The sequence below is a fragment of the Sphingobium wenxiniae genome, from assembly GCF_007830065.1.
Classification (GTDB): Bacteria; Pseudomonadota; Alphaproteobacteria; order Sphingomonadales; family Sphingomonadaceae; genus Sphingobium; species Sphingobium wenxiniae.
In genome coordinates this window covers 269,230-292,781 of record NZ_VLKK01000002.1, presented here as the reverse complement: position 1 = coordinate 292,781, position 23,552 = coordinate 269,230, and the positions used below count along the sequence as shown (strand labels likewise).

At 65.8% G+C, this 23,552-nt stretch carries 21 protein-coding genes; 10 read left to right on the top strand and 11 right to left on the bottom strand.

Translation table 11 applies throughout. The annotated features are described in order from the left end of the window. Positions 1-134: 134 nt before the first annotated feature. Positions 135-593, bottom strand: a complete 459-nt coding sequence (locus tag IQ35_RS03825; protein ID WP_021245756.1) for a MarR family winged helix-turn-helix transcriptional regulator — start codon at positions 591-593, stop codon at positions 135-137. 64 nt (positions 594-657) lie between these two features. Here IQ35_RS03825 and IQ35_RS03820 point away from each other — a divergent pair, with 64 nt between their 5' ends. From IQ35_RS03820 to IQ35_RS03810, 3 genes are all read left to right on the top strand, one after another. Next, a complete protein-coding gene (locus IQ35_RS03820; RefSeq protein ID WP_145072014.1) occupies positions 658-2,484 on the top strand; it encodes a chloride channel protein in 1,827 nt (608 codons plus the stop codon). Positions 2,485-2,777: 293 nt separating this feature from the next. Then, on the top strand, positions 2,778-4,028 hold the full coding sequence (locus IQ35_RS03815; protein ID WP_021245759.1) for an NRAMP family divalent metal transporter: 1,251 nt from the start codon (positions 2,778-2,780) through the stop codon (positions 4,026-4,028). Positions 4,029-4,159: 131 nt separating this feature from the next. Then, positions 4,160-5,128 carry a cation diffusion facilitator family transporter gene (locus tag IQ35_RS03810; protein WP_021245761.1) on the top strand — a complete coding sequence of 323 codons (969 nt, stop codon included), beginning with the start codon at positions 4,160-4,162 and terminating at the stop codon, positions 5,126-5,128. Between the two features lie 54 nt (positions 5,129-5,182). Here IQ35_RS03810 and IQ35_RS03805 read toward each other — a convergent pair whose 3' ends face one another. Beyond that, entirely contained in the window at positions 5,183-6,034 is an 852-nt protein-coding gene (locus tag IQ35_RS03805; protein ID WP_021245762.1) for an SDR family oxidoreductase, read from the bottom strand. 161 nt (positions 6,035-6,195) lie between these two features. On the opposite strand from IQ35_RS03805, the gene IQ35_RS03800 reads away from it, so the two are divergent. Next, positions 6,196-6,870, top strand: coding sequence for a glutathione S-transferase N-terminal domain-containing protein (locus tag IQ35_RS03800; protein ID WP_021245763.1), 675 nt, complete (start codon positions 6,196-6,198; stop codon positions 6,868-6,870). Positions 6,871-6,939: 69 nt separating this feature from the next. Here IQ35_RS03800 and IQ35_RS03795 read toward each other — a convergent pair whose 3' ends face one another. The 4 genes from IQ35_RS03795 to IQ35_RS03780 all read right to left on the bottom strand — a co-directional run bounded on the left by IQ35_RS03795 (position 6,940) and on the right by IQ35_RS03780 (position 9,967). Beyond that, positions 6,940-7,428, bottom strand: a complete 489-nt coding sequence (locus IQ35_RS03795; RefSeq protein WP_145072013.1) for a hypothetical protein — start codon at positions 7,426-7,428, stop codon at positions 6,940-6,942. Positions 7,429-7,585: 157 nt separating this feature from the next. Continuing rightward, on the bottom strand, positions 7,586-8,008 hold the full coding sequence (gene ndk, locus IQ35_RS03790; RefSeq protein ID WP_031291571.1) for a nucleoside-diphosphate kinase: 423 nt from the start codon (positions 8,006-8,008) through the stop codon (positions 7,586-7,588). A 76-nt stretch (positions 8,009-8,084) separates the two neighbouring features. Beyond that, positions 8,085-8,522, bottom strand: coding sequence for a DNA polymerase III subunit chi (locus IQ35_RS03785; protein WP_021245766.1), 438 nt, complete (start codon positions 8,520-8,522; stop codon positions 8,085-8,087). Continuing rightward, positions 8,522-9,967, bottom strand: a complete 1,446-nt coding sequence (locus IQ35_RS03780; protein WP_021245767.1) for a leucyl aminopeptidase — start codon at positions 9,965-9,967, stop codon at positions 8,522-8,524. Before IQ35_RS03780 ends, IQ35_RS03785 begins: the two co-directional genes overlap by 1 nt. 251 nt (positions 9,968-10,218) lie before the next feature. Here IQ35_RS03780 and IQ35_RS03775 point away from each other — a divergent pair, with 251 nt between their 5' ends. From IQ35_RS03775 to rsmA, 4 genes are all read left to right on the top strand, one after another. After that, positions 10,219-12,429: an LPS-assembly protein LptD gene (locus IQ35_RS03775; RefSeq protein ID WP_145072071.1), complete on the top strand. Its 2,211-nt coding sequence runs from the start codon at positions 10,219-10,221 to the stop codon at positions 12,427-12,429. Between the two features lie 85 nt (positions 12,430-12,514). Next, a complete protein-coding gene (locus IQ35_RS03770) occupies positions 12,515-13,903 on the top strand; it encodes a peptidylprolyl isomerase (protein ID WP_145072012.1) in 1,389 nt (462 codons plus the stop codon). Further along, positions 13,881-14,906, top strand: a complete 1,026-nt coding sequence (pdxA, locus tag IQ35_RS03765; protein WP_031291662.1) for a 4-hydroxythreonine-4-phosphate dehydrogenase PdxA — start codon at positions 13,881-13,883, stop codon at positions 14,904-14,906. The genes IQ35_RS03770 and pdxA overlap by 23 nt, the downstream gene beginning before the upstream one ends. Continuing rightward, complete coding sequence (rsmA, locus tag IQ35_RS03760) at positions 14,896-15,744, top strand: 16S rRNA (adenine(1518)-N(6)/adenine(1519)-N(6))-dimethyltransferase RsmA (protein ID WP_145072011.1); 849 nt, start codon at positions 14,896-14,898, stop codon at positions 15,742-15,744. Before pdxA ends, rsmA begins: the two co-directional genes overlap by 11 nt. Positions 15,745-15,759: 15 nt before the next feature. On the opposite strand, the gene IQ35_RS03755 is transcribed toward rsmA, so the two are convergent. The 3 genes from IQ35_RS03755 to IQ35_RS03745 are packed head-to-tail and all read right to left on the bottom strand — an operon-like array spanning position 15,760 to position 19,977. Next, positions 15,760-17,289 carry a DHA2 family efflux MFS transporter permease subunit gene (locus IQ35_RS03755; RefSeq protein ID WP_021245772.1) on the bottom strand — a complete coding sequence of 510 codons (1,530 nt, stop codon included), beginning with the start codon at positions 17,287-17,289 and terminating at the stop codon, positions 15,760-15,762. Between the two features lie 11 nt (positions 17,290-17,300). Beyond that, a complete protein-coding gene (locus IQ35_RS03750; protein ID WP_145072010.1) occupies positions 17,301-18,458 on the bottom strand; it encodes an EmrA/EmrK family multidrug efflux transporter periplasmic adaptor subunit in 1,158 nt (385 codons plus the stop codon). Further along, the gene (locus tag IQ35_RS03745) at positions 18,451-19,977 is read right to left on the bottom strand and encodes an efflux transporter outer membrane subunit (protein WP_145072009.1); all 1,527 of its coding nucleotides are present in this window, start codon (positions 19,975-19,977) and stop codon (positions 18,451-18,453) included. Before IQ35_RS03745 ends, IQ35_RS03750 begins: the two co-directional genes overlap by 8 nt. Positions 19,978-20,065: 88 nt before the next feature. On the opposite strand from IQ35_RS03745, the gene IQ35_RS03740 reads away from it, so the two are divergent. Both IQ35_RS03740 and IQ35_RS03735 read left to right on the top strand, forming a co-directional pair. Beyond that, positions 20,066-20,707: a TetR/AcrR family transcriptional regulator gene (locus IQ35_RS03740; protein ID WP_021245775.1), complete on the top strand. Its 642-nt coding sequence runs from the start codon at positions 20,066-20,068 to the stop codon at positions 20,705-20,707. Between the two features lie 72 nt (positions 20,708-20,779). Further along, on the top strand, positions 20,780-21,403 hold the full coding sequence (locus IQ35_RS03735; protein ID WP_021245776.1) for a response regulator transcription factor: 624 nt from the start codon (positions 20,780-20,782) through the stop codon (positions 21,401-21,403). A 98-nt stretch (positions 21,404-21,501) separates the two neighbouring features. Here IQ35_RS03735 and IQ35_RS03730 read toward each other — a convergent pair whose 3' ends face one another. Together IQ35_RS03730 and lysA are read right to left on the bottom strand one after the other, a co-directional pair. Then, entirely contained in the window at positions 21,502-22,269 is a 768-nt protein-coding gene (locus IQ35_RS03730; RefSeq protein ID WP_145072008.1) for a precorrin-2 dehydrogenase/sirohydrochlorin ferrochelatase family protein, read from the bottom strand. Then, entirely contained in the window at positions 22,269-23,534 is a 1,266-nt protein-coding gene (gene lysA / locus IQ35_RS03725; RefSeq protein ID WP_021245778.1) for a diaminopimelate decarboxylase, read from the bottom strand. The genes IQ35_RS03730 and lysA overlap by 1 nt, the downstream gene beginning before the upstream one ends. Positions 23,535-23,552: the final 18 nt, after the last annotated feature.

Sequence of the window (23,552 nt, the reverse complement as noted above, 5' to 3'; positions counted from 1 at the left end):
ATTTCGGCCATTCATCGATTGGCGGCGGATCGCCTGACCAAGCCCCCTATGGCGCATGCCGGCCAAGGCCGGCCGCGCCGTACCGCTGTCTTTTCGTCTCCATTTCCATAAAGGTCCGTCAAGTCCGGAGTAGCTTAACAGCCCGTCCGAATGTCCGGCGCCGCCTCACACGCCAACTGGTCGAGGATATTCAGCAGCGCTGGCCGCAATCTTTGCACTTCCTCGCGGTGAATCGCGGACAGCGTCTCCAGCTTGGCATAAGCGCTGTGCGTCAGACGTAGAAAGACCCGGCGGCGATCGTCCGCCGCACCCTCGCGGACAATCAGCCCCAGCGCCACCAGACGGTCGACAAGGCCTGTCGCGCTATGGGGCTTCAGGATCAGCCGTTCCGCCACATATCCGACCGTCGCCTGCTCCGGCGCCGCGGCCCGGATGGCCAGCAACGCCTGATGCTGCTGCGGCGTCAGCCCGGCCTGCGCGGCCTGTCCCTCGCTGAATGACTGAAATCGGCGGATCACATGGCGGAACGCCGCAAGCGCCCGATAATCCGCGTCGGTCAGCCCCTTGTCCTGCGTCACTCCGATCTCCATCATTGAATTATATCGCATTGCGATATAATTGGCACTCCTTCCGACCCTCCAAAGAGTGCCATTCCGCATGTCCTTTACGCCAATGCGCGCCATCGAAACACATCGGCTGGCTGATCATAGCGCGGATCGCCGCATGGCGCTGCTCGCGATGATGGCGCTCGTCGTCGGCACGGGCGGCGCGATGGGCGCGTGGATATTGGTCAAGCTCATCGCCATCGCCACCAACCTCTTCTGGTTCGGCCGCCTGTCCGCCGATGCCGTGGCGATCACCGACGCCTCGGTCGGCTTCATGGTGGTGTTCATCCCGATCATCGGCAGCCTGATCGTCGGGCTGATGGCGCGCTTCGGGTCCGACAAGATCCGGGGGCACGGCATTCCCGAAGCCATCGAAACGATCCTGTTCGGTGAAAGCCGTCTTTCGGTGAAGGTCGCCCTGCTCAAGCCCCTGTCCTCCGCCATTTCCATCGGCAGCGGCGGGCCATTCGGCGCGGAGGGACCGATCATCATGACCGGCGGCGCCATCGGCTCCCTCTTCGCCCAATGCTTCCACCTGAGCGCGGCCGAACGCAAGACATTGCTCGTCGCGGGCGCGGCTGCGGGCATGACGGCGATCTTCGGAACCCCGCTTGCCGCCATCCTGCTGGCGGTGGAGGTGCTGCTTTTCGAATGGAAGCCGCGTAGCTTCGTCCCGGTGGTCGTGGCGGTGCTCATCTCCTTCGCATGGCGGCCTTTCATCATCGGGTCCGGCCCCATGTTCGCGACGGCCCTGGCGGTGCCCGCATCGGCCTGGAATCTGCCGGCGGCGACCGGCATCGGGATCGTCGTCGGTCTGGAAGCGGCCTTCCTCTCGACCGCCCTCTACCGGATCGAGGATCTGTTCCACAGGCTCCCCGTCCACTGGATGTGGTGGCCCGCCATCGGGGCGGTCGCGGTAGGCATCGGCGGCCTGATCGACGCGCATGTGCTGGGCGCGGGCTATGCCAGCATAGAGGCGCTGCTCGCCGCCGCCCTCCCGCTTCGGGTAGTTGCCGCGCTGCTTGTGGTGAAGGGCATCGTATGGCTGATCGCGCTGGGGTCCGGCACATCGGGCGGCGTTCTCGCTCCCCTTCTCATCCTCGGCGGCGCGGCAGGCTTTCTTGTCGGGCAATTCCTGCCCGGCGATCCCGGCTTCTGGGCCATGATCGGCATGGCCGGGATCATGAGCGGCGCGATGCGCGCGCCCATGACAGGCGCGATCTTCGCGGTCGAACTGACCGGCCATTTCGAAGCGGTGCCCTGCACCGTCGCGGCCGCGGGCGGCGCCTATGCCATCAGCGTGCTGCTGATGCGCCGGTCCATATTGACGGAGAAGATCGCGCGGCGCGGGCGTCACATCCTTCAGGAATATACGGTGGACCCGCTCGACCTGTTGCAGGCGGGTCAATTGATGACCCGCGATCCCGCGACCTTGCCGGGTTCGATGACGATCGCGGAGGCGGTTTGCTTCTTTGCGGCGGATGCCGTCCACCGCAGCTATCCGGTGGTCGATGCCGAAGGGCGCCTGCTGGGCCTGGCATCGCGAACCGACGCCTTGCGCTGGCAGATGGAGGCGGACGCCGGCCCCATCGCTCTGGCCGATGCCATATCGGACGCCGCGCAACCCGCAGCCTATCCCGAGACGCCAAGCGGCGTGGTGGCTGACCTCATCATCGAATCGGGCGTCGGCCGGATACCCATCGTCGACCCCGACAGCCGCCGCGTGCTCGGCATCCTGTCGCGGCAGGATCTCCTCAAGGCCCGCAGCGCGCATCGGCAGGCGGAAACGGGGCGAAAGCGCTTCATCGGCCGTCGGGAAGACACGCCCTTCGCATACCGCACAAACGGGCATATGGCGGCGCCGGAAGATTATTCATAGCCGACATCATGAGCGTGGGCCTTGGCGTGGCCATGCATTCGGAGGTAACGCGCCTCGATCGAAGCGATCAGCGCCTGCGCCTTTTCGCCGAACCAGCTCCATCATGGCGCATTGACGCGGCGCGCCTGCCGCCCGGCTGCGCCGACGTCTTTCATGCCGGAATAGCAATGAATTGCCATTTGGAAGCAACATATTGCGCGGAGCGGCGTTACGTGCTCGCAACAGGACGGGACAGGCGCTTTGCCGAATATATGGTTGTCGCACGTGACCGAGCGTGAAGCGGTGATCGGGCGATGAATATCATGGAACGGCTGAAGCGGCTCGGGCCGGGACTCGTCACGGGCGCGGCCGACGACGATCCAAGCGGTATCGCAACCTATTCGCAAGCGGGCGCCCAATTCGGCCCCAGCTTGATGTGGACGATGACGCTGGCCTATCCGCTCATGGTCGCTGTGCAGCTTGCCTGCGCCCGGGTAGGCCGAGTCACCGGTCACGGTCTTGGCAGGAGTTTGAACGCCGTCTTTCCGCGGTGGCTCGTGATCGGGCTGATCGCGCTGCTCTTCATCGCCAATACGATCAATGTCGGCGCCGACCTTGCCGCCATGGGGGAAGCGTCCGCACTGGTGATCGGCGGTTGGAAGCGGACGGCCACCGTCGCATTCGCGCTCCTCTCGCTGCTGCTGCAGATCTATGTGCCGTATCACCGCTATTCCTCCATCCTGAAATGGATGACCCTCGTGCTCCTCGCCTATGTCGCGCTGATCCTGATGGTGAAGGTCGATTGGAGCGCGGCCGCGCGGGGACTGGTGATCCCAACGATTGCGGGGGCCGGCGCCATCACGACGATCGTTGCGATATTCGGCACGACGATCAGCCCCTATCTTTTTTTCTGGCAAGCGGCGCAGGAAGTCGAGGAACTCGACCAGATCAAGGAACGGCAACCGCTCAGCCGCGCGCGCGCGCAGGCATCCGACGCATTGAGACGCATCCGCTGGGATACGTTTACCGGCATGGCGGTATCGACCATCGTTGCGCTCGCCATCATTCTTGGGACGGCAACAACGCTCCACGCGGCCGGCAAGACCGATATTCAGAGCGCCGCGGACGCCGCGCAGGCGCTGAAGCCCATTGCCGGCAAATTCGCTTTCGCGCTTTTCAGTCTCGGCATCATCGGCACGGGCCTGCTCGCCGTTCCCGTGCTCGCGGGATCGTCGGCCTATGCCGTGTGCGAAATCGGGGGATGGAACGGCAGCCTGGAGGCCAAGCCTCTGCGGGCCAAGGCATTCTATGCGGTCATCATACTGGGCATGATATTGGGTCTGGCGCTCGACTGGACACCGATCAACCCGATGAAGGCGCTGTTCTGGAGCGCGGTGATCAACGGCGTGGCGGCGGTCCCGGTCCTGATTGGATTGATGATTATCGTGTCCAAGTCCAGCATCATGGGTGAGTTCGTCGCGCCTCCCCTCCTCAAATTCCTCGGCTGGCTCGCGACAGCCGTGATGGGCGCGGCGGCAGTGGCCATGATCGCCTTTCCCGGCTAGTTGCAAGAAGCCATGAAGACTCATGCTCATGACTGGATGGGACGGATCGGCCGCCCGGCCAGGCGCGTTCTGGAGCGCATGGCGCATCCTGCCGGTCTGCTCCAGCCCAACCGCTATCCGGATTGAACCATATGGCGAAGTCAGGCTCTGCCATCCATTTCCGCGAAAATATCGTTCTCTATGGCGCGCTGGCGGCTAATGTCGGCATCGCCGTCGCGAAGTTCATCGCCTCGGCATTGACCGGCTCATCCTCCATGCTGACCGAAGGCGTGCATTCGCTGGTCGACAGCGGCAACCAGCTTCTGCTGCTCTATGGGCAAGCCAAGGCAAAAAGGCCCGCCGACGCGGCGCATCCCTTCGGCTATGGCAGGGAACTCTATTTCTGGGCTTTTGTGGTCGCGATCCTGATCTTCGCGGTCGGCGCCGGGGTATCGGTCTATGAAGGCTGGGCCCACATCAAGGCGCCCGAGCCGCTCCGCGATCCGGGCGTGAATTACGCGGTCCTCTTTGTCGCCTTCCTCCTGGAAGGCACCTCCTGGACGATCGCGGTCCGGGATTTTGGCCGAAAGCGCGGATCGAACAATTGGTGGCAGTCGATCCGGCGCTCCAAGGACCCGGCGGGATTTATCGTGCTGTTCGAAGATAGCGCGGCGCTGTTCGGGCTGCTGATTGCGGCCATCGGGATATGGGCAAGCCATCATTATGACGAACCGCGTCTGGACGGGATTGCGTCTATCGCGATCGGACTGGCCCTGGGCGCCGTGGCCGTCCTGCTGGCGCGCGAGGCCAAGGGTCTGCTGATCGGTGAAAGCGCGGATATCGCCATGATCGAAACCGTGCGGCGATTGCTCGACCAGCGGCCGGAAATCACCGCCGTCAATCATATCCGCACCATTCACACGGCGCCCGATGCGGTCTTCGTCGCGATCAGCGCCGACTTTGCCGACGACCTGCCCATGGGTCGGGCGGAGGGCCTTATCGAAGAGATGGAAAGCGCGATGAAGCTGGCCATTCCTTCACTGACATCGATCTACATCCGGCCGGAAAAGCGGGAGAATGCAATCGTCCAATCGCTGCCGAAAGGATCGGAATCGTCCTGATTCGGTGCCGCAAAAATGCTTGCGAAAGCTCCGGTGCGACCCAAGGGCGCCGGATCATCCGTTCACGACCGTTCCGCCATTGGGATGCAGCACCTGGCCGGACATGTAGCTGGAATCGTCGCACGCCAGGAACAGGAAGGAAGGCGCGACCTCGTTGGGCTGGCCGGGCCGGCCCATGGGCGTGTTCTCCCCGAAATGCTCCAGCTTTTCCGGGCTCGCGCCGCCGGAGGGATTGAGCGGCGTCCAGATCGGTCCGGGCGCCACGGCGTTCACCCTTATGCCCTCTCCCACCAGATTTTCGGAAAGCGATCGGGTGAAGGCGGTGATGGCGCCCTTGGTGCTGGAATAGTCCAGCAGTTCCTTGGACCCCTGATACATGGTGACCGACGTGCAGTTGACGATCGCCGCCCCGCGCCTGAGATGAGGCCGGACCGCCTGCGTCAGAAAGAACATGGCGAAGATATTGGTCTGGAAGGTGCGGCGAAGCTGCTCCTCGCTGATGTCGGTGATATCCTTGTCGGGATGCTGCTCACCGGCATTGTTGACCAGAATGTCTATGCCGCCATATTCCTTCACCACGTCCGCCACGGCCCGGTCGCAGAAAGCGCTGTCGCCCAGATCGCCCGCGATGGTTATGGCCCGCCGGCCTTCCGCCTTCACGATCTCGGCGGTTTTGGCGGCGTCATCATGTTCGCACAGATAGAGGATGGCGATATCCGCCCCCTCCCGTGCATAAAGCGCGGCAATCGCGCGGCCGATGCCGCTGTCGGCGCCGGTCACGACGGCCACCTTGCCGGCGAGACGGCCAGAGCCGGGATAACGCGGTTCCCATTCGGGCTTGGGTTCCAGCGCACTTTCGTGGCCGGGCAAGGCGTCCTCGTGAATCATGTCCTGGGTTTCGGTCATCGCCAATCTCCTCATCCCTGCACAACGCCTTTCATCCCGAAGAGTTCTGCGGAGGAAGGCGCCGTCGTTCAATTCCGTCCCGCCGGTCGGCCGACGGGCCGTGGTGAACGGAGCGTCATCCCGCTCTCGACTTTCTCCCCGCGCCGTCTAAAGCTTAGGCCATGATGAAGCTGTTCATTGGCAACAAGGCCTATTCGAGCTGGTCGCTGCGCGGCTGGCTGGCGTGCAAGCTGTCGGGCCTGCCCTTCGAGGAGGTGGTCGTCCCCCTCTATGACGAAGCCTGGGAAAAGCGGCGGGAGGGCGACGAATTCGCGCCGTCGTCGGGCAAGGTGCCGATCCTTTGGGACGGCGACGACATCGTGGTGTGGGACAGCCTCGCCATCATCGAATATCTGAACGAAAAGACGGGCGGCGACCAATTCTGGCCCACCGATCCCGCCGCGCGCGCCATGGCCCGTTCCATGGCGGCGGAAATGCACAGCAGCTTCGCCGCGCTCCGCCGCGAGCACAGCATGAATATCCGCCAGATTTACGAGGCCGTCCCGCCATCCGAAGCGGTGGCGCAGGACATTGCCCGCATCATGCAACTCTGGGCGCAGGCGCGCGCGCGCCACGGCGGCGAAGGCGACTTCCTGTTCGGCGCGTTCGGCGCCGCCGATGTGATGTTCGCGCCGGTCGTCACGCGCTTCATCACCTACCAGCTCCCCGTTGCCCGCTTTGCCCAGGCTTATATGCACGCGGTCATCGCCCATCCGTGGATGCAGGAATGGATCGGCGGCGCGCAGGCGGAAGAATGGGTGATCGACAAATTCGAAAGCCCGCCGCAGACGGTGTGAAGCCGGTTGCATGGGCAGCCAACGACCGTAGCGGGTTTCTTCGAGTTGGAAACGCATGTAATCCGCTGGTCAGGACACCCGCTTCGGCGGCTCCTGTTTCCAGCAACCCGCCAGGCTGGACAATGCAGCCTCCACCCAGCGGGCCAACGGCGTGCCTCTATTCGTCCTCAGCGTGATGCGCCCATTGCCGAATGGCGGCGCGCTTTGCGCGTCCAGTCGGTAGGTGACGCCATCGGCCATCATCACGATGTCGTCTCTGCCATCCAATCCGTAAACGTGCGGACGGGGAACTTCCAATGCCGCCAGTTCCTCAAGCACGGAACGGCCGCCCGGACAGGACAGGGTATCGGCCCACAATGTTTCGGCGATTTCGCCCCCGTCGGGTTGCACCGTCTTGCGGAACCAGTAATCCTTCGTTCCACGCCCACCCGCCAGCAAACCGACATCCACGCGCGTGGTTACACGGCGTAACGCAGGATGGGCGGAAAAAGTCAGCAGCGGGCGATAAGTCTGAGCAGCGGTTTGGAGAGCTATCGCCATCAGAATCGCCGCCATCATCCGCTTACTCCTCCCCTTTGCCTGCACAAATGTGGACGATTATGCGACTGCATGGCAATAGCGCATCATCGCCAAGCCCGCCAACATCGCACCCGACGAAAAAGGGGCCGGGAAACTTCGCCCCCGGCCCCTTTTGGTCATTCATGCCAGCGCCCGATCAGCCGACGATGTCTTCCGGCTTGAAGAAATAGGCGATCTCGATCGCGGCATTTTCCTCACTGTCCGAACCGTGGACCGAATTGGCTTCGATCGATTCGGCATATTCCTTGCGGATGGTGCCTTCATCGGCATTGGCCGGGTTGGTGGCGCCCATGATGTCGCGGTTGCGCTTCACGGCGTCTTCGCCTTCCAGCACCTGCACGACGACCGGGCCGGAAATCATGAAGGCGACCAGATCGGCGAAGAAGGGCCGTTCCTTGTGCACGGCGTAGAAGCCTTCGGCCTGCTCGCGGCTCATGCGGATGCGGCGGGAGGCGACGACGCGCAGGCCGGCCTCTTCCAGCTTTTTCGTGACGGCGCCCGTCAGGTTGCGACGGGTCGCATCGGGCTTGATGATCGAAAAGGTGCGCGTGACGGCCATAAGACCCGGAAACTCCGAATTGTTGGGATAAGATCGCGCGCCCTTTAGACCGGGCGGCATGGGACCGCAAGAGGGCCTACGGTCCCTGCACCCATTTGCGCCCCTCCTGCCGCCAGAAGCGGGGCGTCACCCCCTCCCGCTTCGCCAGCGCGCGCCAGCTTGCCCGCGCGCCTTCGATGGTGTCCGCGTCGAAGAAGTAGAAGGCCCGCTCGAACCCCAGCGCTTCCTCACGCCACAGCCCGTCGGCCAGCGCCACATGCCGCGCGCCATTGTCCGCCGCGACAGCCTGGGACAGCAGGATCGGCTGGATATCCTCCTGCCCCTCCCCGGCACGGCCGTGGGCGAGGAAGCTTTCCGGCGGCCCGCCCCACAGCCCGGCGGAAATCCGATCCAGCCGCTGCGAGTCGCCCGCCACCACCAGCAGCCGCTCCCCCAGGCCCAGCACCCGCGCCGCGATGGCGGGCAGCACCTGGTCCACGGGGTCGCGGCTGAGCTGGTAGAAATCGACCTGCATCAGCTTTCGAACGTGTCCGCCACGAAGCGGTCGATCAGGCGCACGCCATAGCCGGTCGCGCCCTTGTCCCACACCGCGCCGGGCTTGTCCGCCCATACCATGCCGGCAATGTCGAGATGCGCCCATTTGACGCCGTCATTGACGAAGCGCTTGATGAACTGCGCCGCCGTGATCGACCCGGCGAAGCGCGGCCCGATATTCTTGATGTCGGCGATGGGGCTTTCGAGCAGCTTGTCATAGGCGTCGCCCAGCGGGAAGCGCCACAGCGGATCGCCCGCCGCCTTGCCCGCCGCGATCAGATCGTCGGCAAGGCCGTCGTCATTGGAGAAGACGCCCGCATATTCGCTGCCCAGCGACACGATCATCGCCCCGGTCAGCGTGGCGAGATCGACCAGTATTTCGGGATCATAGCTCTTCTGCGCCCATGTCAGTGCGTCGCACAGCACCAGACGCCCTTCCGCATCGGTATTGAGCACTTCGATGGTCTGCCCGGACATGGACGTCACGATATCCCCCGGCCGCTGCGCGCCGCCGTCCGGCATGTTCTCGACCAGGCCGCAGATGCCGACGACATGCGCCTTCGCCTTGCGCCCGGCCAGCGCCTTCATCGCGCCCGCGACCGCGCCCGCGCCGCCCATGTCCCACTTCATGTCCTCCATGCCGGGACCGGGTTTCAGCGAGATGCCGCCGGTGTCGAAGGTCACGCCCTTGCCGACGAAGACGACCGGCTTCTTCTGCGCGCCATCGGTGCCGTCCCACTCCAGCGCCAGCAGGCGCGGTTCGCGCATGGAACCCTGCGCCACGCCCAGCAGCGCACCCATGCCCAGTTCGGCCATCGCCGCCTTGTCCAGCACGGTGATCCTGACGCCCATTTCCCTGAGCGGCTGACAGCGTTCGACGAAGCTTTCAGGGTAGAGGATGTTGGCAGGCTCGGCCACCAGTTCGCGGGTGAAGGCCACGCCCGCCGCGACCGCCGACAGCCGGTCCCATTCCGCGCCCGCATCGGCGGAAACGACCGTGACGGTCTTGAGCGTCGGCTTCGCCTTTTCCGGCTGGCGCGTGCGATAGGTTTCGATCCGCCAGCCGCGCAGCAGCGCGCCGAAGGCCAGCCGCGCCGCATCCTTGCCCGCGCCGCCGGCGGGAAACTCGACCGCGGCATGGACCGCGCCGCTGGTCGCCAGCCTGGCCGTCAGCGCGCCGCCCGCCCGCTCCAGATCGGCATCGCCGCCGCCGCCGATGCCCAACAGCACCACGCGCAGCACCTTGCCGCCTTCCTCCACGAAACTTTCGAAGCTCGTCCCCGCCTCGCCCGCGAAGCGCGCGGCGGATGCGCCCGCCGTCAATGTGGGGGACGCCGACAGCGGCAATGTTTCGACTGCGCCCTTCGCTACGGCGAACACCAGCGTATCGGCGTCGGGGCGGGAGGGGCTGAATGCGATATCCATTCGGGAAACCTTTTCTTCTCTTATGCGGCCTGCACGGCCCTATATCTGTCAGATAGTGCGGCTTTCTTCGTCTGGCAAAGGCCGTTCGACCGATTTTCGGGCAAAAGAGCAGCCGCGACCGATTGCGGCGGGCGAAAAGCAATGCGATAGGCGGTTGCAAAGAACACGCCCTTTAAAAAGGCATCATTTTGCAGACGAACCGTTTTTCCCCGCTCCTCCGCAACGCCCTGCTGGCCGGCAGCACCCTGCCGATGCTTGGCTGGTCCGCCCAGGCGATGGCGCAGCAGCTCAACGAGCCGCAGGCGACGATCAGCACGCCCGACGCGCCGGTGCCGGAAAATGAGGATGAGATCGGCTTTGCCGCCGACGCGCTTATCTATGACAGCAACACGGAAATCGTGACAGCCAGCGGCAATGTGCAGCTTCTGCGCGAAGGCAACCGGCTGCGCGCGGAAAAGGTGGTGTGGAACCGCAATACGGGTCAGGTCGTGGCGCAGGGCAATGTCTCCGTCACCGATCCCGAAGGCAATATCGCCTATGGCGACCGCTTCGACGTGACGGATACGCTCAAGGACGGCGCGGTCGACAACATGCTGCTGGTGCTCCAGTCGGGCGGGCGGCTCGCGGCCAGAAGCGGGGAGCGGGTCAACGGCGTCTACACGATGCACAAGGCGGCCTATACCGGCTGTTCGGTGGAGGACAGCGAAGGCTGCCCGAAGAATCCGACCTGGCAGATCAATGCCGTCAAGGTGACGTATGATCCCAACAAGCAGCGCGTGACCTACAACCGCGCGACGGTGGAGATTTTCGGCCTGCCCCTCATCCCGCTGCCGGGCCTATCGCATCCGGTGGGCGAAGGCGGCGGCACCGGGCTGCTGGTGCCCAATATCCGTTATGACCGCACCAACGGCCTCGAAGTCGCGTTGCCCTATTATTTCAAGCTCGCGCCCAATCGCGACCTGACCGTCACGCCCCATGTCTACAGCGACACGCTGCCGATGGTGGAATCGACCTTCCGCCACCTGTGGGACCGGGGCGCCTATCAGATCACGGGCTATGTCACCCATGGGCGGCGCGTGGGGATCGGCGAAACCCTGCCGGGCGGGACGACGAGCACGGCGAATTCGGAAAAGGATCTGCGCGGCTATCTCGACGCCAGCGGCGGCTTGCAGCTCACCCCGGAATGGAGCGTCAGCGGATCGATCCGCGTGGCGACCGACCGCACCTTCCTGCGCCGCTACGACATCAGCCGCGACGACCGGCTGCGTTCGACCGTGGGCGTGCAGCGGATCGGGACCGACAGCTATTTCTCGCTCGCGGGCTGGGCGGTGCAGACGCTGCGCGCCGGCGATCCGCAGGGGCAGACGCCGATCGCGCTGCCGGTGATGGACTATCGGCTGCGGATGACCGACCCGGTGCTGGGCGGCCGCGTGCAGCTTCAGGCGAACACCCTGGCCATCACGCGCACCCACGGGCAGGACACGCAGCGCGCCTTCGCCGCCTTCGAATGGAATCTCCGCAAACTGACCGGCATGGGGCAGGAAGTCAGCTTCACCACCTATCTGCGCGGCGACGTCTATCACAGCACCGGCAATCTGCTGACCAGCGTCGAAAGCTATCGGGGCGATCCGGGCTGGAAGGCGCGGGGCATCGCGGCGGCGGCCATCGACGTGCGCTGGCCCTTCATCGGCGAGGCGTTCGGCGGCGTGCAGCGGATCACCCCGCGCATCCAGATCGTCGCCGCCCCCCATCTCGCCAATCTGTCGGTCCCCAATGAGGACGCCCGCGCCGTCGATCTGGAGGACAGCAACCTCTTCGCGCTCAATCGTTTCGCGGGCTATGACCGTTTCGAGGATTCGACCCGCATCACCTATGGCCTCGAATATGGCCTGACGCTGCCCGATTTCTCGCTGGAGAGCATCATCGGCCAGAGCTACCGCCTCGACAACCGGGAAAGCATCCTGCCCGACGGCACCGGCCTTTCCGACCGCATGTCCGACATCGTCGGCCGCACCACCGTCCGCTTCAAGGACTTCGTCAGCCTCACCCACCGCTTCCGGCTGGACAAGGACAATCTGGCCGTCCGCCGCAACGAGGTCGACGCAACCATCGGCAGCAGGAAAACCTATGTCATGGTCGGCTATCTGCGGCTCAACCGCGATATCGACCCCAGCCTGGAGGATCTGCGCGACCGCGAGGAATTGCGTCTGGGCGCCCGTATCCAGTTCGCCAGATTCTGGTCCGTGTTCGGATCGACCGTCGTCGACCTTACCGACGAGAAGGAAGATCCGCTCAGTTCGGCCGATGGATATGAGCCTGTCCGCAACCGTCTGGGCATCGCCTATGAGGACGACTGCCTGACGCTGGGGCTGACCTGGCGGCGCGATTATCAGACCACCGGCGACGCGCGAAAGGGCAACAGCTTCCAACTGCGGCTGGCTTTTCGCAATATTGGCATATAAGGATCGGCGTTCCCGCCCTCGCTCAGCACGGGTTAAGGCGGACCAGCGCATGACGCGCCGGACCGTATGGAGAGTTTTGTCGACGATGCAGCCTGTCGTTTCCCTGTCGAACCGCCTGTCGCGAACCGTTGGTTTTGGTGCGCGCGCCCTTTTGCTGTCCACCGTTTCGCTGGGATTGTCGCTGTCCGGCGCGACGGCCCAGTCGGTCGGCGACGACGATGATGCAGTCGCGTCCCAGCAGCTCAACCTGCCCAGGGACGTCACCGTCTTCGGCAAGAGCGATCCCAATGTCCGCAAGGCGACGGCCATCGTCAACGGCCGCATCATCACCGGAACGGACGTGGACCAGCGCCTCGCCCTCATCATCACGGCCAATGGCGGCAAGGTGTCGGACGAGGAGAAGGAAAGGCTGCGCGTCCAGGTGCTCCGCAACCTGATCGACGAAACGCTCCAGATCCAGGAAGCCGCCGCCAACGACATCCGCGTGCCGAAGGAGGAAATCGACCAGAGCTATGAGCGGGTCGCGGCCAATTTCCGCCAGTCGCCCGCCCAGTTCGACCAGTATCTGCGCGCGCAGGGCAGCGCCGCCGCCAGCATCCGCCGCCAGATCGAAGGCGAAATGGCGTGGAGCCGCCTGCTCCGCCGCAACATCCAGCCCTTCGTCAATGTGAGCGAGGAAGAAGTGAAGGCGGTGGTCGACCGCCTGAACGCCGCCAAGGGCAGCGACGAATTTCGCATCAGCGAAATCTACCTGTCCTCGACGCCGGAAAACATGGCGCAGATTCAGGCCAACGCCCGCAACATCGTCGAACAGATCAAGCAGGGCGGTAGCTTCCAGGCTTATGCCCGCCAGTTTTCAGAAGCCTCCACGGCGGCGGTCGGCGGCGATCTGGGCTGGGTCCGCCCCGGACAGCTCCCCGATGCGCTGGCGCAGGCCGCCAGCGAAATGCAGGTGGGCCAGCTCGCCGGTCCGATCGAGGTGCCGGGCGGCGTGTCGATCCTTTATGTGATGGACAAGCGCAAGGTGCTGACCGCCGATCCGCGCGATTCGCTGCTGTCGCTGAAACAGCTTTCGGTGTCCTTCCCCGCCGGCACGACGAAGGAGCAGGCGAGCCAGAAGGCCGCGACCTTCGCCGCCGCGATCAAGGACATCAAGGGCTGCGGCCAGGCCAATGAACTGGGCGCGAAGATCGGCGCGGACGTCATCGACAATGACAATGTGAAGGTGCGCGACCTGCCGCCGCAGTTGCAGGAAATCCTGCTCGGCCTCCAGATCGGCGAGGCGACGCCGCCCTTCGGCTCCATCAATGACGGCGTGCGCGTGCTGATCCTGTGCGGCCGCGACGATGCCGCCGCGGGCGGCGCGCCCAGCGCCGATCAGATCATGGCGCAGATGGAAGAGGAACGGGTCAACAAGCGCGCGCGCATCTACCTGCGCGACCTGCGACGCGATGCCATTATCGAATATAACTGATCCCGCCGACCTTCCGCCCTTCGCCGTTTCGCTCGGCGATCCGGCGGGGATCGGGCCGGAAATCGTCGCCAAGAGCTGGGTCATGCGCGAAGCGCGCGGCCTGCCGCCCTTCTTCGCGGTGGGCGACGCGGCGTCCCTGCGCGCGGTGTGGCTCGGACCCATCGCGATGATCGGCACGCCGCAGGAGGCAGCCGAAGCCTTTGGGTCCGCCCTTCCCTGCCTCCAGATCGCCGAAGCGGGCGAAATCGTGCCCGGCACGCCCGGCATCGATGGCGCGCGGACCGCTCTTCAGGCGTTGGAGGCCGCGGTCGGCCTCGCCCGCAGCGGCTCGGCGGCGGGTATCGTCACCGCGCCGGTGGGCAAGGAACAGCTATACGGCGTCGGCTTCGCGCATCCGGGTCAGACGGAATTCGTCGCCGAACGCTGCGGCGTCGCGCCGCATAACGCCGTCATGATGCTGGCCGGACCTTCCTTGAAGGTCGTGCCCATCACTATCCACATTCCCCTGGCGGAGGTGCCCGCCGCCCTCACCGTCGACCTGATCCGCGCCCGCGCGCTGACTACGGCCAAGGGGCTGCAACGCAATTTCGGCATCGCGCGCCCGCGCCTCGTCGTCGCGGGTCTCAACCCCCATGCCGGCGAGGGCGGCGCGCTGGGCCGGGAGGAGATCGAGATCATCGCGCCCGCCGTCGAATCGCTGCGGCAGGAAGGGCTGGACATTCGCGGCCCCTTCGCCGCCGACGGCCTGTTCCACGCCCGCGCGCGTGAAAGCTATGACGCGGCGCTCTGCATGTATCACGATCAGGCGCTGATCCCGCTCAAGACGCTGCATTTCGACGATGGGGTCAACATGACGCTGGGTCTGCCCATCGTCCGCACCTCGCCCGACCATGGCACCGCCTTCGGCATCGCGGGCACCGACAGCGCCAACCCCGGCGCGATGATGGCCGCGCTCAAGATGGCCGCCGAAGCCGCCCGCGCCCGCCTTGCCCATGACGGCTGACCTGCGCCCGTCCCTGCCGCCGCTGCGCGACGTGATCGCCGCGCACGGGCTTCAGGCCAGCAAGGCGCTGGGACAGAATTTCCTGCTGGACGAGCAGCTTCTGGACCGCATCGCGGCCATCCCCGGCCCGCTGGAAGGCCGACCGGCGTTCGAGGTCGGCCCCGGTCCCGGCGGGCTTACCCGCGCGATCCTGCGCGCGGGCGCACATCTTGTCGCGGTGGAGCGCGACGCCCGCTGCCTCCCCGCCCTTGCCGAACTGGAAGCCGCCTTCCCCGGCCGGCTCCGCGTGATTTCCGGCGACGCCATGGAAGTGGACGCCCGCGCCGAAGCGGGCGAGAACGCCCATGTCATCGCCAACCTGCCCTATAATGTCGGCACCGCGCTGCTGATCGGCTGGCTGTCCGCGGACTGGAGCCCGCTGCCCTGGTGGTCGTCCCTGACGCTCATGTTCCAGATGGAGGTGGCGGAGCGGATCGCCGCGAAGGCCGGCGACGATCATTACGGCCGACTTGCCGTCCTGTCCCAATGGCGTTCCGACGCGCGCATCGCGATGAAGGTGCACCGCAGCGCCTTCACCCCGCCGCCCAAGGTCATGTCGGCGGTCGTCCACATCACCCCGAAGCCCGCGCCGGAGGGCGTGTCGCTCAAGCATCTCGAACGGCTGACCGCCGCCGCCTTCGGCCAGCGCCGCAAGATGCTGCGCCAGAGCCTGAAAGGGCTTCCCGGCGCGCTGGACGCGCTGGCGGCGGTCGGCATCGATCCCCAACGCCGCGCCGAAACGATCGGCGTCGAGGAATTTGTCGAGGTCGCCCGTCATCTGGGCAGGACGGCCGCCTGATCCTTCGCCCGCCGGTCAGTGCGCGGCAGACGTGTCCACCTTGCCCGTGGGCTTGGGCGCCAGCCAGATTACGGCGGCCGCCAGGAACATCAGGATCATGGAGAAGAAGAACACATAGTTCATCGAAATGACGGCCGCTTCCTGATCGACCATGTTGGAGATCACCTGCCGCGCCTGCTCCATGGAAAAGCCGCTGGCGGAAAGCTGGGCCTGCGCGTCGCCGGCCTGGAGCACGGAGGCCATCTCGTTCCGCGACACGCGCTGCCCGTCGCCCCATACCGTCAGCACGACGGACGTGGAGATGGCTATGGCCATGGTCCGCAGGAAATTCTGCATGCCCGCCGCCGACGCCGTTTCCGACGGCAGCACCGAACTCAGCGACAGCGTCGTCAGCGGGATCATGAAGAAGGGCATGGCGAAGCCCTGGAATATCTGCGGATAGGACAGCGCCCAGAAATCCGCGCCGCTCGTCCAGTGCGCGCGCCAGAAGGCCATGATGCCCATCCAGATCAACGCGCTGGAAATCGATATCCGCACGTCCACCCGCGCTATCATCCGTCCCGAGATCGGGGCGGCGATCAGCGCCGTCATCGCGGTGAAGGCCGTGACGAAACCGGCCCATGTCGCGGTGTAGCCCATGGAAAGCTGGAGCCATTGCGGCACGACGACGATGCTGGCGAAATAGGCGCCGAAACACAGCGCCAGCGTAAAGACCCCCGATGTGAAGCCGACATGGCGGAACACGCGCAGATCGACGATCGGATGCTCCTCCGTCAGTTCCCAAATGATGAAGACGAGGAAACCGACGCCCGCCATTATCGCCAGGATGACGATCAGCGGATCGCCGAACCAGTCGCGGTCCCGCCCGATGTCCAGCATGATCTGGAGGCATCCGATCCAGAAGACCAGCAGCGCCAGCCCTGCGAAGTCGATCGGCAGTTTCCGCGTTTCGGTTTCCACCGGCTTCAACAATGCCGCCGCCGCCATGATGCACAGCGCCGCGATCGGCAGGTTGATGAAGAAGATCCAGTGCCAGCTCCAGTTGTCGCTGATATAGCCGCCGATGATCGGCCCCATGGCCGGCCCCAGCAGCGTGGTCATGGCCCACAGGCCCATCATCTTGGCGCGCTGCTCGGGCGGGAATATCCGCATCAGCAGCGTCTGCGACATCGGCATGATCGGCCCGCCGCACAGGCCCTGCCCGATCCGGCAGACCACGATCATGCCCAGCGTCACCGACAGGCCGCACAGCAGGGAAAAGAGGCCGAAGCCGGCCATGCTCATCATGAAGACGCGCACCACGCCGAACCGCTGCGCCAGCCATCCGGTCAGCGGTACGCAGATCGCCTCCGCCACCGCATAGGACGTGATGATCCACGTCCCCTGATCGGGCGTGATGCCCATATTGCCCGCGATATGGGGCACCGACACATTGGCGATGGTCAGGTCGAGCACGACCATGAAATTGCTCAGCGCCAGCACCAGCCCCGCCAGAAGACGACGGCGCGGCGACAGGAGCGAGAAGCTGTCGTCGGAGGCTGCCACGCGCGTTCCCCTCAGCGGCCCGAAATATCGACGTCGACGTCCATGGACAGGCCCACCCGCAGGGGATGTTCGGCCAGTTCCCTGGGGTCGAGCGCGATGCGGAGCGGCAGGCGCTGGACCACCTTGATCCAGTTGCCGGTCGCATTCTGGGCCGGGATCAGCGACATGGACGATCCGGTGCCGCCCGCAAAGCCCACGACCCGGCCGTGATAGACGACGCCCCCGCCATACAGGTCGGACGTCACCCTGGCGGGCATCCCCACCTTCACATGGCGAAGCTGCCGTTCCTTGAAATTGGCGTCGACATAGACCTGCGTGACCGGAACGATGGTCATGATCGGACTGCCCTGCGTCACGCGCTGTCCTACCTGCACCTGCCGCTTGCTCACCACTCCGTCGACAGGCGCGCGGATGATCGTGCGGTCGAGATCCAGCTTCGCGTTGTCGAGCTTCGCCTTGGCGGCGAGCACGGCGGGATCGGTCTCCTCCGTCGATCCCTTCACCAGCGCGTCATTGGCCGCAAGCTGTCCGGCGGCCGCCACGCGGGTCGCCTCCGCCTGCGCCACGCCCGCGCGGGCGAGGTCGAGCGCAGCCTTCGCCGCCGCATAGCCTTTGCGCGCGCTGGTCAGTTCATCGCCCGACACCGCGCCGTCGGGGGCCAGCGCCTCGCGCCGTCGCAGGTCTATCCGCGCCTTTTCAAAATCCGCCTGCGCCGTGGCGATCTGCGCCCTGGCCTGCGTGATGTCCGCGCCCCGCGCCGTCACCTGCGCGGACAAGGCGCCGCTGGTGGCCGACGTCTGCCGGAAACGGCGGCGCGCTTCGGCCAGATCCGCCTGCGCCTGATCCACCGCGATGCGCGCATTGGTGGCGTCCAGCTTCACCAATATGTCGCCTTTCTTCACGGCCTGCGTATCGGTGACGTTCACCTCGACCACCTGCGCGGAGATCAGCGGCGTCACCTGCGCGACTTCGGCGTTCACATAGGCATTGTCGGTGCCGACATGATTGCGCCCGACCAGAAGATACCACACGCCATAGACCGCCCCCAGCACCAGCACGACGATCAACAGCCTCAGCAGCCATTTCCGGCGCGTGGCCATCCGGTCTTCCTTGGCGGCGTCGGGCGTCTGATCCGTCCCGGTTTCGAATTCTGCGGCGGCGTCAGCCATTGGGTCGATCCTTGGCGGTGATGTCGCTGGCGGCGAAACCGCCGCCCAGCGCGCGAATGAGGGCGATATCGAGCGAAAAAGCACTGGCTTCCAGTTCCACGACGGACTGGCGCGCCGAAAGAAGCTGGTCCTCGACGTTCAGCACGTCGATATAGGCGGAAAGCCCGCCCTTGTAGCGCTTCTGCGCGATGGCATAGGCTTCCTCAGAAGCGGTGAGCGCGGCGCGGGCTTCGGTCAGCCGCTGGTCCAGCGCCCGGCGGCTGGTGACGGCGTCGGCGACCTGCTGGTAAGCGCCCAGCACCGTTTTGTCATAGCTCGCGACCGCTTCGTCATAGACCGCGCGCGCACCGCGATACTGCCCTTGCAGCGCACCACCGCGGAACAGCGGCAGGCTGATCGCCGGACCCGCATTGCCGAAGATCGAGCCCTTGTCGAACAGCGTGTCGGTGAAGGGTTTGGAACCGCCCGCAGGCACCAGCGCGCCAGTGGACGATTGCCCGAGGATCGTTTCATACCCCAGCGACTGCACGCCGATCAGCGCGCTCAGCCGAATCGCGGGGAAGAAGTCCGCGCGCGCCACCTTGATCCGCTTGGCGGCGGCTTCCGTACGGGCGAGCGCGGCGGCGATATCGGGGCGGCGCGCCACCAGATCGGTCGTGACGTCGGCGGGCAGGCCCAGCGGCTCCAGCCGTTCCACTTGCGGCCGGGTGATATCGAGGCCGCGATCCGGCCCCGCGCCGATCAGCGCCGCGATCTGGTGCTGGCGCAGCTCGATCGCCATTTTCGCGGCAGCCAGCCGCGCCCTTGCGGAGGACACGGTCGCGTCCGCCTGCCGCGCGCTGCCACGCGTCTCCAGGCCGTTGCGCAGCCTGTCCGCCACCAGCTTCCGGCTCGCCAGCCGGATGTCCAGCGCCCGCTGCTGAATATCCGCGTCGTCGTAGAGCCGGGCGAGATCGGCATAGGCGTCCGCAATCCCCGTGGTCAGCGCCAGACGGGCCTGCCGTGCGTCGATCTCCGCCGCCCGCGCTTCCGATGTCGCTGCCGCCAGCGCCGCGCGATTCTTGCCCCAAAGGTCCAGATCCCAGCCGAGATTCAGCGCGACCTGCCCCGTTCCCAGCCAACCCTTCGGCACGAAGTCGGAGGGCATTCCCATATTGTAGCTCTGTTTGGTGACGCCCGCCTGGGCATCCAGATCAACCGTCGGCAGCAGCGGCGCGCCCGCCTGCTGCGCCATGGCCCGCGCCTGCCGGAAACGCGCGCCCGCCGCCGCCATGTCCGGGGCGTTGCGCAACCCTTCCTCGATCAGCGCGGTCAGTTGCGGATCGCCATAAGCAGCCCACCATCCCTCGCCCGGCCAATCGCGCCGAGCCGCCGCCAGGCTGCGTTCCGTCGCGATGCTCTGCGCCGCGCGGACTTCCGGTTTCCTGCCGAGATCAGGCACCGCCGCGCAGGCCGACAGCGCGATCGCGCTCGCCGCCAGCAGGCCACGAACCGGAAAAGAACGACGACTCATGGGCATAACAACCGTACCACCTAGTATGAAAAGCGCCCTTGCCCCTGCCGCACGACCTTGTCAACGAAAATATCATACTATATGGTACGGTTATATGCCGGATCGTCTTTCCTCTTCCGTTCTCAGCCGCCGGGAGGCTCGCCGCCGCGATCGGCGCGATGCCATCCTGAACGTCGCCGCGCACTATTTTCTGGAAAACGGCTATGCCGGCACGACCATGTCGGGGATCGCCGCCACGCTGGGCGGATCGAAGGGAACGCTCTGGAATCACTTTCCTTCCAAGGAAGAACTCTTCGCCTCCGTGCTCGAACAGGTGACGGCGACCTATCGCGCGCATCTGTACGAAATCCTCGATCCGTGCGGCGATCTCGTCACCACGCTGCATCGCGTATGCGTCAGCCTGCTGCAAAAGGTGACGTCGCCCGAGGCGATTTCCCTGCACAGGCTGGTCATGTCCGAAGCTGGACGCTTCCCCGAAATGGGCAGGATCTTCTATGAACGCGCGCCGCGCCTGACTCGCGGCCTGATTGCCGATTTCCTTGCCGGGGCGATGGAGCGGGGACAACTGCGCAAAGACGACCCGCAGGCCGCCTCACGCGTCCTGACCGCGCTTGTAACCTCGGGATGCCACCAGCAAATGCTGGTAGGGCGGATCAGCGCCGCGACCCTGGACATGATCGCGGCCGAAGCGGATTTCGCGGTCGGCATCTTCATGCGCGCCTACGGTCCCGACTGAACGCTCTGCGCGGCGTTAACCTTTTCTTTGCGCGCCGTTCCTATTCTTCCCGCAGGCAGGAGACGGCACGCCATGCAGATTTTCAAACGCAGCCAGCGCAGCGGCGCACGGAAGCCGGCGAATGAAAGCGCCGGCCGTATGGAGCGGCGGCCGCGCATCCTCGTCATCGATGAAAATCCCACGGCGCGCACGGTCATCGCCCGCCGCCTTTCCCATTTGGGCTATGACGTGGCGCTGGCGGAAAACGGGTTCGCGGCGCTCGGCCTGCTGGTCGCGCGGCCTGTCGACATCGTCCTGCTCGACATGGGCCTGACGCTGCTCTCCGCCGTCGCCACAATGGAGAAGATACGCGCGTCGGGCCTTTCTCCCCATGCCTGTTTCGTGACCATAGCGGGCCGCCTCGAACGCCCCCTCGCCGTGGAAGCGCTGGCGGCGGGCGCGGACGATCATATCGCCAAGCCGCTCGATTTCGACCTTCTCGACGCGCGCCTGCGCCATTTGTGCGTCAGGGCCGAACAGATGGGCGCGCTCACCCGCCACAATGCGGAACTCGACGCGCGCATCGCCCGCCGCGCGGTGGAACTGGGCGAAACGCGCGAGGCCCTGAACGAATTGCAGGCCGACCGCGCCCGTCTGGTGTCCTCGATCCAGGCGCTGCACGACGAGATCGCAAGGCTGAACGCCGCGCGCGGCTAGAGCATTTTCAAGTCGGGCGGGATCACCCAACGACTCGGAAAATGCGGAAAACAAAGACAATATAGAGCATGATCCGATTCAATCTAATCGATCATGCTCTAACCTCGCTCCGCCATCTCCAGCCAGAGCGATAGCCCCGCGCCCGGCCGGTCCGGCTTATGGTCGGCCACGACCCGCGCCGCATCGGCCCGCGCGCGATCCAGTATCGCGCGCGGCACATCCCCGCGATGATAGATCCGGTCCGCCTCGCCCAACAGCCGCGCCGCCCGCAGCGTCAATTCGTCCGGATCGGCGGATGCCAGGCGGATCGCCGCCAGCCTGCCTCCGTCCAGCCCTGCCTCCTCTCCGGCCAGCCAGGACGGCACGGCATCGGCCGCATCCTCCCGCAACGGGTCCAGCACGCCGCCCGCGCCAAGCCCCGCATCGATGGCCCGCCGCCGCGCGCCCGCGTCCGGCCAGCGCGCCCGGATGGCGTCCCGCGCCCGATATAAAGCCGCCGCCAGAGCGCCCAGCCGCGCGGGCAGCATCGTCTCGATCCGCTGCCGCAGCGCCTTGGCCAGCCCCGCCGAAGCGCCGCCCGTCCCGATGGCGATCAATACCGGATCGCGATCCACGATGGCGGGCAGCGTGAAATCGCACAAATCCGCCCGGTCGGTCGCGTTCACCAATATGCCCCGCGCCCTGAGCCGCGCGGCCACGGCCTCATCCCCGTCCGCGACGATGGCGAGCGCAGCCTCCGCTTCCTCGCCGACGATGCGCGCGCCCGCCCGCTCCAGCAGCCGCCGCTTGGCCGCCGCCGCCTCGCCTTCACCGGTCAGGATCACGGCCCGCCCTTGCAATCGCAGGAAGACGGGCAGGCTGTGCATCAGTCCCTCACCCAGTCGGGAATGCTGTCCCCGGCGATCAGCGTCTCGATGGGCGGACGCGCGCGCACCACGGCCCATTTGCCGCCCGACACCAGCACTTCGGGCGTCAGCGCGCGGCTGTTATAGGTGCTCGCCATGGTCGCGCCATAAGCGCCCGCCGTCATGAAGGCGACCAGATCGTCCGCCTGCACCACATCCATGTCGCGATGCATGGCGAAGGTATCGCCCGTCTCGCACACCGGCCCCACCACATTGGCGGCGGCGCGCCCGCCCGCAGGCCGCACGGCGCGGATATCATGCCATGCGTCATAGAGGCTGGGCCGCAGCAGGTCGTTCATCGCCGCGTCGACGATGACGAAGGGCGCCTGCGCGCCCTGCTTCACCCGCACCACGCGCGACAGCAGAGCGCCCGCATTGCCGACGATCACCCGCCCCGGCTCGAACATCAGGCGGACATTCCACCCCTGCGCCACCCGTGTCACCATCGCGCCATAGTCGGCGGGGCTGGGCGGCACGGGCTTGGACGGATCATAGGGCACGCCAAGCCCGCCGCCCAGATCGGCGGTGCGGATGTCATGCCCCGCCTCCCGCAGCTTGCCGATCAGCGCGCCGACCTTGACGAAGGCCGCCTCCAGCGGCGCGAGATCGGTCAGTTGGCTGCCGATGTGCACCGCCACGCCCTGCACGTCCAAACCGGGCAGGGCGCGCGCCGCCGCATAGGATTCGAGCGCCCGGTCATAGGGGATGCCGAACTTGTTTTCCGACTTGCCGGTCGAAATCTTGGCATGGGTGCCCGCGTCCACATCGGGATTGATGCGATAGGCGACCGGCGCGCGCTTCCCCATGGAAAGCGCTACGTCGGAGAGCATCTCCGCTTCCGGCTCGCTTTCCAGATTGAACTGGAAAATGCCATGCTCCAGCGCCAGCCGCATTTCCTCCGCTGTCTTGCCGACGCCCGAAAAGACGATACGGCCGGCCGCAATCCCCGCCGCGATGGCCCGAAGCAGCTCGCCGCCCGACACCACATCCGCGCCCAGTCCCAATTTCCCCAGCGTCGCCAGCACCGCCGCATTGGGATTGGCCTTCACCGCAAAGGCGATCAGCGGATCGTCAAGCCGCGACAGCGCCTCGCGGAACACGCCGACATGGCGCGTCAGCGTCGCGGTCGAATAGACATAGACCGGCGTGCCCACGGCATCGGCAATCGCGGCCATCGGCACCTGCTCCACATGCATGGCGCCGTCTAGATAATCGAAATGGTCCAAGGCTTCTGTGTCCTGTCG

Excerpts from the sequence above, each read along its gene's own strand:
- IQ35_RS03740 (WP_021245775.1), top strand. The coding sequence starts at position 20,066 with ATGCCGGATCGTCTTTCCTCTTCCGTTCTCAGCCGCCGGGAGGCTCGC.
- IQ35_RS03810 (WP_021245761.1), top strand. The coding sequence starts at position 4,160 with ATGGCGAAGTCAGGCTCTGCCATCCATTTCCGCGAAAATATCGTTCTC.
- ndk (WP_031291571.1), bottom strand. The coding sequence starts at position 8,008 with ATGGCCGTCACGCGCACCTTTTCGATCATCAAGCCCGATGCGACCCGT.
- IQ35_RS03745 (WP_145072009.1), bottom strand. The coding sequence starts at position 19,977 with ATGCCCATGAGTCGTCGTTCTTTTCCGGTTCGTGGCCTGCTGGCGGCG.
- IQ35_RS03770 (WP_145072012.1), top strand. The coding sequence starts at position 12,515 with ATGCAGCCTGTCGTTTCCCTGTCGAACCGCCTGTCGCGAACCGTTGGT.
- IQ35_RS03815 (WP_021245759.1), top strand. The coding sequence starts at position 2,778 with ATGAATATCATGGAACGGCTGAAGCGGCTCGGGCCGGGACTCGTCACG.
- IQ35_RS03750 (WP_145072010.1), bottom strand. The coding sequence starts at position 18,458 with ATGGCTGACGCCGCCGCAGAATTCGAAACCGGGACGGATCAGACGCCC.
- IQ35_RS03825 (WP_021245756.1), bottom strand. The coding sequence starts at position 593 with ATGATGGAGATCGGAGTGACGCAGGACAAGGGGCTGACCGACGCGGAT.
- IQ35_RS03735 (WP_021245776.1), top strand. The coding sequence starts at position 20,780 with ATGCAGATTTTCAAACGCAGCCAGCGCAGCGGCGCACGGAAGCCGGCG.
- IQ35_RS03800 (WP_021245763.1), top strand. The coding sequence starts at position 6,196 with ATGATGAAGCTGTTCATTGGCAACAAGGCCTATTCGAGCTGGTCGCTG.
- pdxA (WP_031291662.1), top strand. The coding sequence starts at position 13,881 with ATGCCATTATCGAATATAACTGATCCCGCCGACCTTCCGCCCTTCGCC.
- IQ35_RS03780 (WP_021245767.1), bottom strand. The coding sequence starts at position 9,967 with ATGGATATCGCATTCAGCCCCTCCCGCCCCGACGCCGATACGCTGGTG.
- IQ35_RS03730 (WP_145072008.1), bottom strand. The coding sequence starts at position 22,269 with ATGCACAGCCTGCCCGTCTTCCTGCGATTGCAAGGGCGGGCCGTGATC.
- IQ35_RS03795 (WP_145072013.1), bottom strand. The coding sequence starts at position 7,428 with ATGATGGCGGCGATTCTGATGGCGATAGCTCTCCAAACCGCTGCTCAG.
- rsmA (WP_145072011.1), top strand. The coding sequence starts at position 14,896 with ATGACGGCTGACCTGCGCCCGTCCCTGCCGCCGCTGCGCGACGTGATC.
- IQ35_RS03785 (WP_021245766.1), bottom strand. The coding sequence starts at position 8,522 with ATGCAGGTCGATTTCTACCAGCTCAGCCGCGACCCCGTGGACCAGGTG.
- IQ35_RS03805 (WP_021245762.1), bottom strand. The coding sequence starts at position 6,034 with ATGACCGAAACCCAGGACATGATTCACGAGGACGCCTTGCCCGGCCAC.
- IQ35_RS03775 (WP_145072071.1), top strand. The coding sequence starts at position 10,219 with ATGCTTGGCTGGTCCGCCCAGGCGATGGCGCAGCAGCTCAACGAGCCG.
- IQ35_RS03820 (WP_145072014.1), top strand. The coding sequence starts at position 658 with ATGTCCTTTACGCCAATGCGCGCCATCGAAACACATCGGCTGGCTGAT.